The 17820-nt window shown below is 62.9% G+C and carries 7 protein-coding genes and 1 pseudogene; 7 read left to right on the forward strand and 1 reads right to left on the reverse strand.

All coding sequences use genetic code 11. The features are described 5' to 3' along the window. Positions 1-6: 6 nt before the first annotated feature. The 7 genes and pseudogenes from MKK04_RS15860 to MKK04_RS15890 form a co-directional block, all read left to right on the forward strand. Positions 7-783, forward strand: coding sequence for an ABC transporter substrate-binding protein (locus MKK04_RS15860; RefSeq protein WP_233693544.1), 777 nt, complete (start codon positions 7-9; stop codon positions 781-783). 24 nt (positions 784-807) lie between these two features. Then, positions 808-1497: an ABC transporter permease gene (locus tag MKK04_RS15865; protein ID WP_207836174.1), complete on the forward strand. Its 690-nt coding sequence runs from the start codon at positions 808-810 to the stop codon at positions 1495-1497. A 13-nt stretch (positions 1498-1510) separates the two neighbouring features. Beyond that, a complete protein-coding gene (locus MKK04_RS15870) occupies positions 1511-2209 on the forward strand; it encodes an ABC transporter permease (protein ID WP_063913731.1) in 699 nt (232 codons plus the stop codon). A 9-nt stretch (positions 2210-2218) separates the two neighbouring features. Continuing rightward, on the forward strand, positions 2219-3331 hold the full coding sequence (locus MKK04_RS15875; protein ID WP_241105658.1) for a succinylglutamate desuccinylase/aspartoacylase family protein: 1113 nt from the start codon (positions 2219-2221) through the stop codon (positions 3329-3331). Between the two features lie 19 nt (positions 3332-3350). Beyond that, complete coding sequence (locus tag MKK04_RS15880; protein ID WP_207836191.1) at positions 3351-4115, forward strand: ABC transporter ATP-binding protein; 765 nt, start codon at positions 3351-3353, stop codon at positions 4113-4115. Between the two features lie 79 nt (positions 4116-4194). Further along, a complete protein-coding gene (locus MKK04_RS15885) occupies positions 4195-5100 on the forward strand; it encodes a MurR/RpiR family transcriptional regulator (RefSeq protein WP_046613995.1) in 906 nt (301 codons plus the stop codon). A gap of 105 nt (positions 5101-5205) precedes the next feature. Next, a pseudogene (locus MKK04_RS15890) lies at positions 5206-5472 on the forward strand (fumarate hydratase C-terminal domain-containing protein); the annotation flags it as partial. 153 nt (positions 5473-5625) lie between these two features. Here the strand turns inward: MKK04_RS15890 and MKK04_RS15895 are convergent. Further along, a complete protein-coding gene (locus tag MKK04_RS15895) occupies positions 5626-17328 on the reverse strand; it encodes a peroxidase family protein (RefSeq protein ID WP_241105659.1) in 11703 nt (3900 codons plus the stop codon). Positions 17329-17820 lie beyond the last annotated feature (492 nt).

Here is a 17820-nt window from a genome sequence, read left to right on the forward strand (position 1 = left end):
AATAATATGAACAAGACCGGACTTCTAGGCGCATTGGCACTCTGTGCCTGCAGCGCACTGGCCCAGGCTGACGAAGGCAGCCTGCGCATCGGGATCGAAGTGGCATATCCGCCCTTCTCCTACCGCACCCCCGCAGGCGAACTCGCCGGCTTTGACTACGACATCGGCAACGCCCTGTGCGCGCAGATGCAAGTCAAATGTCAGTGGGTGATCCAGGAGTTCGACGGGATGATCCCGTCGTTGAAGGTGCGCAAGATTGACGCCGTGCTGTCGTCAATGTCGATTACTGAAGATCGGCTCAAGTCCGTCGACTTCACCGACAAGTACTATCAAACCCCGGGCAAGTTCGCGATGAAGTCCGGCAGCCAGATCAGCAACCCGATGCAGGACCTCAAAGGCAAGAAGCTCGGCGTGCAGCGTGCCTCCACCTATGACCGCTTCGCTACCGAGCAGCTGGAAAGTGCAGGTGTCGAGGTCGTGCGCTACGCCTCGCAGAACGAAGCTTTCCTCGACCTGGCCGCGGGGCGGCTGGATGCCACCCTCGCCGACATCGTCAATACCGAAGAGAGCTTCATCAAGACGCCCGCCGGCCAAGGTTTTGCGCTTGTCGGTCCGGATGTCAACGACCCCCGCTACTTCGGTCGGGGTGCGGGCATTGCCGTGCGCAAGGGGGACAGCGCCAACCTGGCGCGCTTGAACGCCGCCATTGCCGCCATTCGCGCCAACGGCACCTACCAGCAAGTGCAGAGCAAGTACTTCCCGTTCGATATCTACGGCCAATGACCCCGGCTGACGAGGACTTTCATCATGCTTCACGGCTACGGTTCGAGCATTCTCGATGGCGCGCGGTTAAGCATCAGCCTGGCCCTGATGGCGATGGCCCTGGCCATCAGCCTCGGCCTGGTCGGCGCCGCCTGCCGGCTGTCACCACTGCGCTGGTTGGCAGCCCTGGGCGAGATCTACACCACGGCAGTGCGCGGCATTCCTGACCTGGTCCTGATTCTGCTGGTGTTCTATGGCGGACAGGACCTGATCAACCGTCTTGCGCTGGCGCTGGGCTACGAGCAGTACATCGACATCAACCCGTTCATCGCCGGGGTCTGCACCATGGGTTTCATTTTCGGTGCCTATCTTTCGGAAACCTTTCGCGGGGCCTTTCTCGCCATTCCCGAGGGCCAGGCCGAAGCAGGGGCCGCTTATGGCATGGGCAGCCTGCAGGTGTTCTGGCGGATCAGCGTGCCGCAGCTGGTGCGCCTGGCGCTGCCGGGTTTCACCAACAACTGGCTGGTCTTGATCAAGTCGACTGCGCTGATTTCCGTGATAGGCCTGCAGGACATGATGTTCAAGGCCAAGAACGCAGCCGATGCCACCCATGAACCGTTCACGTTCTTCCTCACCGTGGCAGGGCTCTACCTGCTGCTGACCAGCCTGTCGCTGGTGCTGCTGCGCAGCGTGGAAAAGCGTTATTCGTTCGGCTTCAAAGCCGCCGAACTATGAAGGGAAGGTTTGCATGATGCTTGACTACCCACTTATCTGGCAGAACCTGCCGCTGTACCTGAACGGCATTGCGCTGACCCTGAAGGTGCTGCTGATTTCCCTGGCCTGCGGCCTGGCACTGGCTATCCCACTGGCACTGATGCGCGTTTCGCATTCCTGCCTGCTGCGCTACCCGGCCTGGCTCTACACCTATGTCATTCGTGGCACACCGATGCTGGTGCAGTTGTTTCTGGTGTACTACGGCCTGGCTCAGTTCGAACTTGTGCGTCAGAGCCCGCTCTGGCCGTACCTGTCCAGCGCAACCTTCTGCACCTGCCTGGCGTTCGCCCTCAACACCAGCGCCTACAGCGCCGAGTTGCTGGCCGGCAGCCTGCGGGCCACGCCGCGCGGCGAAGTTGAAGCCGCACGTGCCATGGGCATGTCGCGCCTGGCCTTGTACCGGCGCATCCTGCTGCCGTCGGCCCTGCGTCGATCGCTGCCGCAGTACAGCAACGAAGTGCTGATGATGCTACAGACCACCAGCCTGGCTTCGATCGTCACCCTGGTCGATATCACAGGCGCGGCAAAAACCTTCAACGCTCGTTACTACCTTCCGTTCGAGGCATTCATTACTGCGGGGCTGATCTACCTGGCCCTGACGTTCCTGCTGGTTCGCCTCTTCAAGCTGGCCGAGCGCCGCTGGCTGAAGTACCTGGCCCCACGCAAGCACTGAGGAGCACCCATGCAGCAAATCGACCATATCCTGCCCTGGAGTGCCTGCGGTACCCAGCGCACTCTGCGCCTCTTCCGCTTCGGCAACGGCCCGCGCAAAGCTTATATCCAGGCCTCTCTGCACGCTGACGAACTGCCCGGCATGCGCGTGGCGGTGGCATTGAAGGCCCGTCTGGCCGAGCTGGAAGCCCAAGGCCGACTCACGGGCGTGATAGAACTGGTGCCACTGGCCAACCCGATCGGTATCGGCCAGATGTTCCAGGCCACCCATCAAGGCCGTTTCGAGTTCAGCAGCGGCAAGAACTTCAACCGCGATTTTCCGGCACTGACCGAAGCGCTCATCAGGCGCCTGGAGGGCCATCTAGACGAGGATGGCGAGGCCAACGTGGCCATCATTCGCCGCACCATGCTCGACATCCTCGACGACTTGCCTGCTGCGCCATCGGAGCTCGAAGGCCTTCGTCGCCTGCTTCTGCAGCATGCGTGCGACGCCGATGTGGTGCTGGACCTGCACTGTGATTTCGAATCGGTGATGCTGCTGTATGCACTGCCGCAAAACTGGCCCCGCTTGCGCTCGCTGGCGGCACGCCTGGGTGCTGAAGCTGCATTGCTGGCCGAGGATGCTGGCGGCAATGCGTTCGACGAAGCCTGTGCGCTGCCATGGGTGAAGCTGGCCGAGCATTTTACGCAGGCAAACATCCCGTTGGCCTGTATCGCCACCACCATCGAGCTGCGCGGCATGGCCGATACCGAGCGAGAACGTTGCCAAGCCGACGCAGAGCACATTCTTGCCTACCTGGCCGACCAGGGCTTGGTCAGCGGCCCATGGCCCGAGGCACCGACTCATTGCTGCCAGGCCACACCGTTTGCCGGCGCCCAGTACGCCTATGCCGAACACCCCGGCGTAGTCAGCTATCTGCAACCTCTGGGTGCGCAGGTTCGGATCGGGGACCCACTGTTCGAAGTCATCGACCCGCTCAGTGACAGCCACAGCGTAGTCAGGGCCACAACCGACGGCATTCTCTATGCCCGCGAACGCCTTCGCTTCGCCCAACCGGGCCTCTGGCTGGCGAAAGTCGCTGGCAGCCTGCCCATTCGCCACGGTCGCTTGCTCAGCGACTGATACCAACGAGTACCCATCGATGAACAAACTGGAAATTCAGGACCTGCACAAAAGCTACGGCAACCACCAGGTACTCAAGGGCGTTTCGCTGCAGGCCAAGGCAGGCGACGTGATCAGCATCATCGGCTCCAGCGGCTCGGGCAAAAGCACCTTCCTGCGCTGTATCAACCTGCTCGAGCAACCCAATGCCGGGCAGATCATGGTCAATGGCGAACGCCTGAAGTTGCGTACCTGCCCACGCGCCGGGCTGCGGGCCGCTGACCCGAAACAACTGCAGCGCCTGCGCTCACGGCTGAGCATGGTCTTTCAGCATTTCAATCTCTGGTCACACATGAGCGCCCTGGACAACGTCATGGAAGCCCCGGTGCATGTGCTGGGCATGAGCCGCAAGGATGCCCGTGAGAAAGCCGAGTACTACCTGCACAAGGTCGGCGTCAGCCATCGCCGAAACGCCTACCCGGCACACATGTCCGGTGGCGAACAGCAACGCGTGGCGATCGCCCGGGCCCTGGCCATGGAGCCGGAGGTGATGCTGTTCGATGAACCGACCTCGGCGCTCGACCCGGAACTGGTCGGCGAGGTGCTGAAGGTGATGCAGGAGCTGGCCCAGGAGGGCCGGACCATGGTGGTGGTCACCCATGAAATGGGCTTCGCTCGCGAAGTCTCCAACCAGGTCATGTTCCTGCATCAGGGGCTGGCCCTGGAGCGTGGCGATCCGCGCGAGGTACTCGCTCGTCCGCAGTCCGAACGCTTGCAGCAATTCCTTGCCGGCAGCCTCAAGTAAGCCTCCACAGGCGCCCCCGGCTGCTGCCGGGGAAGCCTTGGGATACACTATGGCACTCATTCAGGGAGTGTTGAGCCGCATGCCGAGCAATTCGAAAAACACCACCGTGTACGCCTCGCCAGTCATGCGCAAGTTGTCGGAGAGCCTGACCGACCTGCCGCCTTCGCTGCGCAAGGTCGCCGATTACATCCTGCGTCACCCGCTGAAGGCAGCGACCCTGACCATCGAAGACATGGCCCAAGCCACCGGCACTTCGCCAGCGGCCGTCAATCGCCTGGCCAAGGCCCTGCAACTGGGCGGCTACAGCGGCATGAAAGCCGAGCTGGTGACGACCTTGCAGCAAATGGTCTCGCCCGTGGACAAACTGCGCAATGAGTTGGCCCAGCGGCCCGGTGGCGATTTTGGGCTGCATGAGCAGATCCAGAGCGCCAGCAGCAACCTGGCCACTGCCGCCAGCAACAACCAGGCCGATGCGTTCGAAGCCTTCGTCAGCAACCTGATTGCGGCACGCAAAGTCTACGTGCTGGGTTTCGGCAACAGTGTCTACATGGCCGGCCTCGCGGCCTCGACGCTGGTACCGTTCTGTAAGGACACCTGTGCCATCAGCATGGAGGGTGGCAACGAGAATGCCGCCTACCGTCTGGCTGCCATCACCGAGCAGGATGTGCTGCTGGCGATTACCCTGCCCCGCTACTCCCAGGACACCCTTCAGCTGTCGCGCTTTGCCCGCGAACGCAATGCCACGGTGCTGGCGATTACCGATTCGCCCGCTTCCCCCCTGACAGCCATCGCTCACCACGTGTTGTTCGCACCCGCCGATCATCCGGTGCTTACCAGCTCCAACATTGCCGTGCTGGCACTTATAGAAGGGCTGGTAGCCGGCGCCATGGCGCGCAACAAGGAAGCGGTGAAGCTGGCGACAGAGTTGACAGAAAGCGTGATGTCCTACCTGCATGTGCCCAGCGGCAAGGCTTCAAGAAAGTAGTCACTGCCTGATTGGGGCGGATCGTTCCTGAGCGGCCTTACTGCCACACCGCCAGGCGCCGCCACGCAGGTCGACCGGCAGTTCGCGGCCCAGTTCGATGATAGCCTTGAGAACAAGGCAGTGCATGCAGTGTTTCCAGGCGGTTGCGCGGTGCTGGCAGCGACCCAGGTGGAAGAGATCGAGCGCGCGGAATGGCAGGACCTGGGCATGCCGGAGACGCTGTGGGTGAACCGCGTGCGCGAGTTCGGCCCGTTGATCATCTCCATCGACACCAAGGGCAACAACCTGTTCGAGCAGAACAGGGCCCGCTTCAACGAGCGCAAGGGGGCGGTGATCGAGAAGATCGACAGCCAGGTCCGGTTCATCCAATGACCGCGTGCGACAGGGGCCGCTTTGCGGCCCATTCGCGGGCAAGCCCGCTCCCACAGGGATATCACCAAGCCTGAGGGCTGTGATATCCCTGTGGGAGCGGGCTTGCCCGCGAATGGGCCGCAAAGCGGCCCTTGGCGCGTACCCCTCAGGCCCTCAACCTACCAGATTGAAGTCCGCTGCAGTCACAGTGGTTGCATCCGCCACCCCCACAAGGCGGATGGAGTCGGTAGCACCGATGCTGACCAGCGTATCCGCACCGTCATCGGCGATGGTAACGTTGGCGGCAAAGGTGGCCGCGGTGATGTTGAAGGCAGTGATATCCAGCAGGTCCTGCCCACCCGTCGCATCGCTATCGAAGTTGATGATCAGGTCATTGCCGAAGCCGGCGGCGAACTGGAAGACATCATTGCCATCAGTAGCCATCATGGTGTCATCACCCGCGCCGCCGTTTACCGTGTCGTTGCCAGCCGCACCGTTGATGAAGTCATTGCCACTGCCGCCCGACAGGATGTCGTTGCCATCATCGCCGAACAGCGTGTCGCTACCCGCCCCACCGTTCAGGATATCGTCGCCGAGACCACCGTCGAGACTGTCGTTGTCGTCACCTGCGTCCAGGGTATCGTTGCCAATGCCACCCAGTAGTTGGTCGTTACCCGCACCACCGGTTAGGGTGTCATTACCTGAGCCACCGGTGATGACGTTGTTCAGGGCATTACCGGTACCGGTGAAGTTGGCGGCACCGAAGTACCTCAAGTTCTCCAGGTTGTTGCCCAGCGTCCAACTGGTCAGCGTGGTGCGCACCAGGTCAGTACCACCACCGGCCTGTTCCACAAGCACGTCCCCGGCATTGTCTACTACATAGCTGTCGTTGCCGGCGCCGCCCACCATCTGGTCGATACCCGAACCACCATTGAGGAAGTCGCTTCCGGCGCCGCCGACGATGGTGTTGGCCAAGCCATTACCTACACCTGAGAAGTTGCCAGTGCCGGTAAAGCTCAAGTTCTCCACGTTGGCGCCTAGGGTGTAGCTGGCCAGGCTGGTCTGCACCTGGTCCGTACCGCCGCCAGCCGCCTCGGTGACGGTGTCACCCACGTTGTCGACGACATAGGTGTCGTTCCCGGCACCACCTGCCATGGCATCTGAGCCTGCCCCACCGTTCAGGACATCATTGCCCGAGCCGCCGATAATGACGTTGTTCAGGCCGTTACCGGTACCGACGAAGTTGGCGGCACCAAAGTAGGCCAGATTCTCCAGGTTATTGCCCAGCGTCCAGCTGGTCAGCGTCGTACGCACCAGATCGGTACCAGCCCCTGCCTGTTCCACGAGCACGTCCCCGGCATTATCGACCACATAGCTGTCGTTCCCGGCACCGCCCACCAACAGGTCGATACCCGCGCCGCCGTTGAGGAAGTCGTTTCCGGCCGCGCCGACGATGGTATTGGCCAGGCCATTACCTACGCCTGTGAAGTTGCCAGTACCGGTAAAGCTCAGGCTCTCCAGATTAGCCGCGAGGGTGTAGCTCGTCAGGCTGGTGCGCACCAGATCGGAACCTCCGCCCAACACCTCGACGACGACGTCTGCGGCGTTGTCGACGACAAAGGTGTCATCACCAGCTCCGCCGATCATGGTGTCCGTGCCGAGCCCACCGTCGAGTGTGTCGTTACCGGCGTTGCCGGTTAGGATGTCATTACCTGAACCGCCGGTGATGACGTTGTCCAGGGCATTACCGGTACCGGTGAAGTTGGCGACGCCAAAGTACCTCAGGTTCTCCAGGTTGTTACCCAGCGTCCAGTTGGCCAGCGTCGTCCGCACCAGGTCAGTACCACCGCCTGCCTGTTCCACGGGCACATCAGCGGCATTGTCGACTACATAACTGTCGTTACCGGCACCACCCACCAGCTGGTCGATACCTGCACCACCGTTGAGGAAGTCGTTTCCGGCACCACCGACGATGGTATTGGCCAGAGGATTACCCACTCCGATGAAGTTGCCGGTGCCAGTAAAGCTCAGGTTCTCCAGGTTAGCGCCCAGGGTGTAGCTTGCCAGGTTGGTCTGCACCTGGTCCGAGCCCCCGCCAGCCGCCTCGCTGATTGTGTCACCCGCGTTGTCGATGACAAAAGTGTCGTTGCCGGTACCGCCCGTCATCGCATCTGCACCCAGCCCACCATTGAGCACGTCGTTGCCTGCACCGCCGTCGAGGGTATCGTTACCCTCTCCGCCATCGAGCGTGTCGTCGCCATCGCCACCGAATAACTGATCGAACCCGGTCAAGCCAATGAGCGTGTCGTTACCAGCCAGACCAAGCAGAACGTCGTCACCCACTGTGCCGGTCAGAGTATCTGCTGCGGTTGTACCCACCAGCGTCACGCCTGGCACCGCAGGCACCTCCGCCGTCGGTGCAGAGGTCACCGTTTCCAGGGCGCCGAAGCCATCGGTGTAACGCACCAGCACGCGCAGTTGGAAGTGCCCCTGCGACGGACCTGGGGTGAAGGTAGCCGTAGTTGCACCGGCAATGTCAGTAAACGTCGTACCGCTACCTTGCTGCCACTGGAAGCTGAACGCACCCAGCCCGTCCAGATCGGCAATACCGCCAGTGAGTGCCGTCAGTGTCTGCCCCTGATCTGGCGTGGTGTCGCTGATCAGCACGGCACCGGTGGGCGCATCGTTGACGTTGGCCACCGGATCGAGGATGTCGGAGGCGATGCTTTCATGTACGCCGACGTCATCCACGTAGCTCACCAACACCCGCATGTTCTGCCCCACCTGTTCCTGGGTCAGGACAAAGGTGCTGCTGATGGCACCGGCAATATTGACCCAGCCCAGGCCCCGGTTGGACTGCCACTGGAAGGTGAACTGCGGGTTGCTCAGCCCGTCGGCATCGACGATGGTTGCGGTGTTGGCGGTAAGGGTCTGGTTCTGCACCAGCAGCCCGGTCACGGTCGGCCCGGCGGTCGGCGCGTTGTTCGGCGACGAATCGACGATTTCCAGCGTGCCCTTGGTGTCCTGATACACTCCGCGTACGCGGATGTTCAGGCCTGCTACATCATCGGTCACCCGGTAGGTGCTGCCGATCGCCCGCGAGACCTCGCCGGCGGCGACGAAGGTGATGTCTTCGTACACCCCCGAGCCCGGCAGGCGCTCGACCTGCCAGTAGTAGGCAATCGGGCCGTTGACGGCACCGCTGGCATTGCCTGCGCCGACGTTGTCGGCATCGTGCACCGCCACGTTGCTCACCCGCAGCAGCTGGCCGCTGACCGATGTGTCGTTACGCAGACCAGTGGCAGCGTCGAGGATCGCCAGGTGGCCCGTTGGGCCGGCGTTGACGGCAGTGCCCACGCCGGAAGCCTGCGAGCTGTCGGAGAACTGCAGGCGCTCGATACCGGTCAGGTGGTCGACACCATCACGCCCGGCCACCAGGTCGGTGACGATCACCGAGTTGCCATCGACCACCACGCTGTAGTCGGTGGACACCCCCGAGAACACCGCCGTGTCGTAGCTGTCGGTGCCGTTGAGGATTTCGCGGATGATCACCAGCTGGCCCGGGTTGTAGGTGCCATTGAGCATCAGCGGCACCATCGGCTCCATGCTGTCGTAGCTGGCGATTTCCGGGCCGGTGCCGTCGCTGTTGGCGCGCACGCTGATGCGCACGTTCAGCCACTTGTCACCGTCGAGGATATCGTCACCGCCACGGCCTTCGATCAGGTCGCTGCCACTGCCGCCGAGGATGATGTTGCCACCATCGTAGAACGTCGCCCCGGCAGCCAGCAGGCCCGCCAGGCCGTCGATCAGGTTGATGTTGGTCAGCACGCTGCCGTTGGCACCGTTGGTCGGCAAGGTGGCGGCGGTTTCGCTGTCACCGCGCAGGAAGTCACCATGGGCCGAACCCGACAGGCCTTCCATGATGTCGAAGCGCACCAGCGCGGACGCGCCCGACCCCGGTACCGGCGGCACATCGAAGAAGCGGTCGCTGTAGTCGATGGTCACACCCTGGGCCAGGCCCTTGAAGGTTGCCCAGTCGTAACCGGAACCACCGATGTAGCGGTCACCGAAGCCCAGGCTGCCGACCATGATGTCGTCGCCGCCTTCACCATTGAACTTGTCGTTCTCGTTGCCACCGATGAACACGTCGTGGCCAATGACCGGGTCGTTGCCGAGCGGGTCGAAGTTGTCGCCAGGCGCACCGTCCGAGGTGCCCTTCTCGATCCAGTCGTCGCCTTCGTTACCCATGTCCTGCTCGTTGGCCTTGCTGCCCAGGATAAAGTCATTGCCCTGGCCGCCAATGGCCTCGGAAGCGTCCTCACCGGTGACGATGAAGTCGTTGCCGAAACCACCGATAATCAGGTTGATACCATTACCGCCGTGCAGCACATCGTTGCCGTCGCCGCCCTGGATATTGTCGTCACCACCCATGTCGCTGATGATGTCGTCGCCGGTACCACCACGCAGTTGGTCGTTGCCGTCGCCACCCTCGATGCGGTCGTTGCCACCATCGCCCCAGACCGTGTCGTCACCCTCGCTGGACACCAGGATGTCATCACCATCAGTGCCGCCCAGCACGATGTGCTCGGCACCGGCATAGCGGATGTAGTTGGTGTCCGGGCCTGCCGTCAGCGGGCTGTCGCGGAACACCACCTGCTCGCCATTTTCGCCCAGTGGGTCGGCGCTGCCCAGGCCTTCGTTGAACTGCTTGCTCTGGTCTACTTCCAGGTAGAAGCCCGGGTCGGAGAACACCAGGCCCGGCAGGTGGGTGGCCGAGGTGTTGGCCATGATCAGCTTGGCGAACGAGTTGCTTTCCAGCTCGGCGTTCATCGACAGGCCAGCGGTGCGCTCCAGGTAGTAGAAGCGGTCGCCATCCTGCAGTTTCTCCATCTGGTTCTCGAACACGAAGTTGAAGGTAGTGCCAAGCATGCCACCGAACGGGGTTTTCGCTTCAGCCAGGCCGCCGATCCACAGGTCGATGGCATCGACCCCGGTCACGGTAACCGCCCTCAGGTCATCGGCGGTGCCGAGCACGCCATCCTTGCCAGGCAGGGTGACGTTGGCGTAGGCGCCGGTGCTGTTGAGGAAGTCCAGGCGATCGGCTGGTGCACCGTCACCGCCGAACACCAAGGCCATGGCCGCTGCGCGTTTTTCCAGCAACGTGACGGCTCCGGTGATGGTGCTGTGGGTGCCGTAGGCGGCGATGAAGTTGATCAGCGACTCCGGATGCTTCAGGTGCTGCACCAGGTCGACCCAGCTGGTGTACGGCTTGAGCTGGGTATCGCCGGTTTGCGCGTAGATGTCGCGGCGCACGGCGTTCAGCGAAGGGATGCCGACGTCGCGGCCACGGGCGATGTTGATCGCCGGCAGGTCCAGCGGCAGGCCGAGCAGGTTGTTGCGCAGCGCCTCGGTGACGAACTCGTCGATTTCGTTACCGGCCTGGCGGGTGACCCCGCGCACGATGGCGCTGGTGGCATCCTCGGGGGTAACGCCACTGGCGGCATACGCCAGCGGGTTGAGGAACGCCGCGATCAGGCCCAGTTGCTGGTCGGGGTTGGCACTGTTCGGGTCGCCGATGACAGTGAAGTCGACGTTGAAGCGGTCGACAGTCTCGGTCAGCATCGAGTGGCCGAAGCGGTACACGGTGTGGGCGAACTCGGCCACGATCGACGCATCGAGGTCGACGTCATACACCTGGGTCGGAGCGAAGAACAGGTCGACCCGCGGTTGCACGGTGCGGGCGAACTCCTCGAACACCAAATGCTGGTACTGCATCTCGGTACCGAACTTGGCCGCCTGGAACAGGCGCTCACCATTCCACACCAGCGCGTCGATCTCGGCCTGATTGGCCGGCAGCGCGGTCAGCGGGTTGAGCAGCCACTCGTTGATGAAGGCCAGATCGCCCGAGTCGAGCACGGTGTCCTTGGTCTGTGCCACCAGCCGGTTGTGCTCGGAGTGGAATATCGCATGCACGGCGGTCAGGCCGATGTTCTCGTTGACCCGGCCGTCGCCGGCGATGTAGTGAGCATCGAGCAGCTCGTTGTCGTAGGCCAGGTTGGCACCGGTCTGCGGGTTCACCGGCACGGCATTGCCCGCAACGCTATCGGCATCCGGCGCCAGTACCCCAGCGCTGAATACCGGCACGGCATTGTGGGCGATGTCGGCAAGGAACTGATGACCGGTGCGCACCGCGTTGGTCAGGTCCAGTGGCGCGGCCGGGTTGCCTTCGACCTGCTGGTCGTCGGCCGTGCCGGCAATGCCGTCGAGGCCTTTCATGATCACCATCGGATAGCCATTGGGCCCCTTGATGAAGTTGCCATAGGCGTCAGTGGCCAGCAGCGGCACGTTGTCGACGTCGGCATCGGTGAGGTTGATGCCGAGCACATCGCGGGCCTGGGCCTTGACCACCTTCCAGGTCGCCATGCCACCGATTTCAGTGTCGTCAGCGGTACCGTACTTGCCGTCGGCACCCAGGTCCCGATTGGTGATCAATCGGCCGGTGGCGACCGGCCCGTCGTCGGTCAGCACGTAGGCGCGCAGGAACACCTGGTGCGAAGGATGCGAGCTGTAGGTCTGGTTCTGGTCCACGAACGGGGTGGTGGTGTTGGTATGCTCGTGAATATCGTCGGCCGTGCCAAGCACGCCGTCCGCGCCAGGCAGATTGGTGGCCCGGGTCACCACCATGAAGTTGGTGAAACCACCCTCCACGTACAGCGGGTCATCCGGCTGCAGCGGGATGTAGATGGTACCCGAACCGCCCTTGGTCACCAGGTCCAGGCCGTGGTCGAAGAACTGCCCGAAGAAGGTCATCCAGGCGTTGAACGGCGCGGACAGACCAGCATCGGCAGCGGTGTTCTCGAACAGGTAGACGTCGTGGTCGTCAGCGGTACCGAACTGGCCGTCCAGGCCCGGGCTGGCGACGATGCGCACACCGTCCTTGAGCACGTCGTCGTTGCCAACGGCGCCGAAGTTGAGCACGCCGTCGGCACCCGGATCATACGCGGTGGCATAGGCCGCCGGGTTGTTGGAGGTCTGGTCGACGACCAGGTTGCTGATGGTGCGCGGCTGCGAGTCGAACACCGGGCCGCTGGTCTGCTGGTACGACGAGCCCGGAATGGCCGGCGAGCCAGGACCGAAGAAGCCCGCAGGCGCACCTTCGGCCGGGTTGAACACCGGATCGGTCAAGCGCGGGAAGACATTGTCGCTGGCACCGAACTCGGTGTTGTTGATGCCATTGAGGTTCATCAGGTTGTTGTTCGAGCCATCCACCGCCCGCAGGCCCAGCGGCGCACGGATGTTCGGCAGCAACGAAAGGATGTCTGCCCCGTTGGCGTCAGCCTCGGCGATCTTGATCTGGTCGAGGATGAAGTTGAGGTCGGAGCGCACCATGTGCAGACCGGCACCGCCTGCAGTGGCATCCACCACCGGCGTGGCCGGTGTCACTACCACAGGCGCGCCCGGCTGCACCACGGCGGTGGGCTGGGAGAACAGCACTTCGGTAGTGCCGTGGGCGTCCTGGTAGATCGCCTTGACCCGCAGGGCTAGCCCGGCCAGGTCTGGCGACACCTTGAATGTGGTGCCGTCGGCGCTCTGGAACGCCAGGTCGCCGGCTGGCAGCAGGATGATGTCCTCGAACACACCACTGCCCGGGGTGGCCTCGAACTGCCAGTAGTACGACACCGAACGGTCGGCGAGCGTACCCTGCGGGTTACCGGCGCTGATGTTGTCGGCATCCAACACACCGGCGACGTTTACCGTAAGGACATCGCCCACGGTAATCGCACCGCCGTTGCCGTCAGTAATGGCCGGGCTGCCGGTAGGCTGCGCATTCAGCCCCTCAACCAGCACCCGCTGGCTGTCGGCGAACTGCAAGCGCTCGATATGCAGCAGGGTATCGACGCCGTCGCGGCCAGCCACGTTGTCGGTCACCGTCCAGACATCATCGGAAGTGTCGAGCGTACCTTTGGTGTTCTGCGTCACCGTGTATTCGCCCTGAATCCCCGAGAACACAGCCGTGTCGAACGCCGCGCCCCCCGTCGAGGTGCCGGGCAGGATTTCCCGCACGGCCTTGAGCTGGCCAGGGTTGTAGGTACGGTCGAGCATGAACGGAATCATGTCGACCATGCTGTCGAAGCTGGCGATTTCAGGGCCGGTATGATTGACGTCATCGGCGGCATACACCGCGATGCGCACGTTGAGCCATTTGTCGCCGTCGATCAGGTCATCGCCGCCGCGACCTTCGATCAGGTCGCTGCCATTGCCGCCGAGCATGATGTTGCCGGTGGCAAAGCCAGTGGTCGGCAACCCGGCATCGGCCAGGAACTGTTGCAAGCCGCGGATCAACGCGACGTTGGTCAAGGCGCTGCCGGTGGCACCGCCATGGTTGACAATGGTCACGGCATCGACGTTGTCGCCCTTGAGCACGTCGGCGAAGTTCGAACCGGACACGCCCTCGACCTCGGCAAAGCGGTCGAGGATGGAAGCCGGCGAGGCGCCGACCGGGTTGAACACGCCAGCGTTCTGGTTCGGTGCGTTGCCATGGGGCTGAGCCAGGGCGGCCAGGGTCAGGTCGACGGTGACGCCAACCTGGTCATTCTTGTTGGTAACCCAGTCGAAACCGGACATGCCGTCCATCTTGTCCTGGGCGTCACTGCCGACGAAGATGTCGTCGCCGCCCTCCCCGATCATTTCGTCGAAGCCACCGCCACCGACGAAGATGTCGTTGCCGACCACTTCATCACCCAGCAGCGGCGCAAAGTTGTCGCCGGGCGCACCGTCCTGGGTGCCCTTCTCGATCCAGTCGTCACCCTCGTTGCCGGTAGGTGGCAGGTTGGTCTTGGCGCCGAGGATGAAGTCATCACCCTGGCCGCCAAAGGTGGTGGTGATGTCTTCGGTGGTGACGATGAAGTCCTGGCCGTTGCCACCCAGGATCAGGTTGCCGGCCGCCAGCATGCTGCCGGCGACGATCACGTCGTTGCCGTCGTTGCCTTCCAGACGATTGTCACCGAACGAGTCGGTGATGATGTCGTCACCTGCGCCACCCAGTACCGCATCGTTACCGGCGCCACCTTCAAGCGTGTCGTTACCGGCGTCGCCGTAGACAGTATCGTCGCCTTCGCCGGAGATGATGATGTCGTTGCCGGAGGTGCCGCCCAGTACCACATGGTCTTCACCGGTGTAGTGCAGGTAGTTGGTGTCGCTGCCCACGGTATCGGGATTGTCGCGGATCACCAGCGGTACGATCTCCACGCCGTTTATCATGATCCCGCCGGTCGGGTCGGCCCGGCCATCGGCGCCCAGCCCGGTGAACTGGTTGGCCTGGTTCACCTCGAGCGTGAAGGTTGGGGTGAGGAACACAGTGTTGGACAGGTGAGTCACATCCGAGTTGGCCATGATCAGCTTGGCGAAGGAGTTGTTCTCCAGTTCGGTGCCGAAGTTCATGCCCGCGGTACGCGACAGGTAGTAGAACCGGTCGCCGTTCTGCAGGGCTTCCAGCTGGGTTTCGAAGACGAAGTTGAAGCTGGAACCGAGCATGCCGCCGAATGGCATTTTCTTCTCGGCCAGGCCACCGACCCAGAAGTCGATGTCATCGACGCCGGTAACGGTCACCCCACTGATATCGTCGGCGGTGCCGGCGATACCGTCCGCGCCGGCCAATGTCACGTTGGCATAGGCACCGGTGCCGTTGAGGAAGTCCAGGCGGTCCGCTGGCGCGCCGGCACCGCCAAGCACCAGCGCCACGGCCGCGGCGCGTTTATCGGCCAGGGTGGTTGCCCCGGTGATGCTGGCGTGGGTGCCGTAGGCGGCGATGAAGTTGATCAGCGACGCCGGGTGCTTGAGGTGGTCGCCGAAATCGACCCAGCTGATGTACGGCTTGAGCTGGCTGTCGCCGGTTGCAGCATAGAACTCGCGGCGTGCCTCGTTCAGGGTGGGGATGCCGGTGTCGCGGCCACGGGCGATGTTCAGCGCCGGCAGGTCGAGCGGCAGGCCAAGCAGGTTGTTGCGCAGGGCTTCGGTGACGAACTCGTCGATTTCGTTGCCCAGCTGGCGGGTGACGCCGCGGATGATCGCGCCGGCCGCTTCATCAGCGGTTGCGCCACTGCCAGCGAATGCCAGCGGGTTGAGGAAGGCGGCGATCAGGCCAAGCTGCTGATCGGGGTTGTTCGGGTCGGCTGACACCGGGTTGAACGCCGGGTCGAAGCGGTCGACGGTTTCGGTCAGCATCGAGTGGCCGAACCGATACACCACGTGGGCGAACTCGGCGAGGATGGCCGGGTTGATCGAGGTGTCGTAGCCATTGGGGGCCAGGAACTCGTCGATCTGCGGCTGGATGGTGCGGGCGAACTCTTCGAACACCAGGTGCTGATACTGCATTTCGGTGCCGAACTTGGCGGCCTGGAACAGCCGCTCGCCGTCCCATACCAGCGCGGCGATTTCAGCGGGCGTGGTGGGGATGGCAGCGACATCATCGATCAGCCACTGGTTGAGGAACGCCAGGTCACCGGAGGCCAGCAGGGTGTCCTTGGTCTGCTGCACCAGGCGGTTGTGCTCGGAATGGAAAACGTGGTGCACGGCGGTCAGGCCGATGTTCTCGTTGACCCGGCCGTCGCCTGCAATGTAGTGGGCGTCGAGCAGTTCGTTGTCGTAGGTAAGGTTGTTGCCACCTGGCCCCACCGGCTGCGCGTTACCGACGGCAGTATCGGCGTCGGCCTGCAGCACACCATTCACGATCACCGGCGCGGCGTTGTGGGCGATGTCGTCAAGGAAGCCATGCCCGCTGCTCACGGCATTGGCCAAGCTGATGGGCGCGTCGCGGTTGCCTTCGACCAGCGTGGTGACGTCGTCGGCGGTACCGGCGATGCCGTCGGCACCATTGCTCACGCGCATCACCACCTGCGGCATGCCGTTGGGCCCGCGCACGAAGTTGCCGTAGGGGTCGGTGGCCAGCAGTGGCACGCTGTGCACGTCGGCGTCGGTCAGGTTGATGCCGAGCAGGTCGCGGGCCTGGGCCTTGACCACTGCCCAGGTGGCCATACCACCGCTTTCGCCACTGCCATCGTCGGCGGTGCCAAAGCGGCCATCGGGGCCCAGGTCACGGTTGGTGATCAGCCGTCCGGTGGCTACCGGGTCGCCTGCGGCGTTGAGCGTGTATTCACGCAGGAACACCTGGTGCGAGGGGTGCGAGCTGTAGGTCTGGCTCTGGTCGACGAACGGCGAAGTGGTGTTGGTCTGACCATCGTCGGCGGTGCCCACCACGCCATCGGCGCCAGCGGTACGCACGGCGCGCGGCAGCACCATGAAGTTGGTCGGGCTGTTGGGGTCGAACAGCGGGTCGTCCGGCTGCAGCGGGATGAACACGAAGTCGGTGCTGCTCTTGGTGACCAGGTCCAGACCGTGGTCGAAGAACTGGCCGAAGAATGTCATCCAGGCGTTGAAGCCGGCGGTCAGGCCGGCGTCGGGCGACACGTTGGGGATGAAGAACACTTGCGTGTCGTCAGCGGTGCCGAACACCCCATCGATGCCGGGGCTGATCACCGGAGCAGCACCGCCATTGGCCTCCACCGCAGCCGGGTTGTTCGCCGTCTGATCGACTATCAGGTTGCTGATGGTGCGTGGTTGCGAATCGGTGACCGTGCCGGTGCCCGCATAATCGCCGCTGAAGGAGGGGCTGAGCAGGCGCAGGAACGAGTTGTCGGAGGCACCGAATTCACTCTGCCCGGTCACCAGGTTGTTGTAGCTGCCGTCCACGGTGCGCAAACCGAACGGTACCTGGCTGTTGGGCAGCAGGTCGATCAGGTTCGCGCCATCGGCGTGGGCTTCGGCGATGAAAATCTGTTGCAGGATGAATTCAAGGTCCGACTTGCTGAAATTGGCCATTTCAAATTGCCCTCGATCTGTCGGGAGATGACACAGGGCAACAGGGTCCTTCCCGCGCCCAGTCAGTATTGACGTGCGCAGATACTGGTTCTGTGTTCCAGGCGCAGGGCGCACAACACGCTTGTGCCGGCCCCACTGGCCTTCTCATTCGCAAGCCGGCACCCACTGTCCGGGGGCGTTGTTAAGCATGCGATACAGCTGTAACGCACATGCATCGACCCCAGCTCGCACAGGGTCCGAATACATCAGACTAAAGTCGCAGGCGAAAAGCTTGTCAATATTTCGTCGAAAAAAACACCACACGGTGATAATGCGTTGCAAATAGCTGTTTTATTGGCACTTATGAAAACTTCAAAGACCCGATAGAGCGAAACGATATTACCGTCCATGTCGCTGCAACCTACGCTCCAGCATGTGGGAGCTACGCAGCGTTTTGGACCATTCGCCATAAGAGCGATCCGCCTGCGAGCCAGCCAGAAGCCACGACTACCG

This window comes from Pseudomonas sp. LS.1a, from assembly GCF_022533585.1.
Taxonomy (GTDB): Bacteria; Pseudomonadota; Gammaproteobacteria; order Pseudomonadales; family Pseudomonadaceae; genus Aquipseudomonas.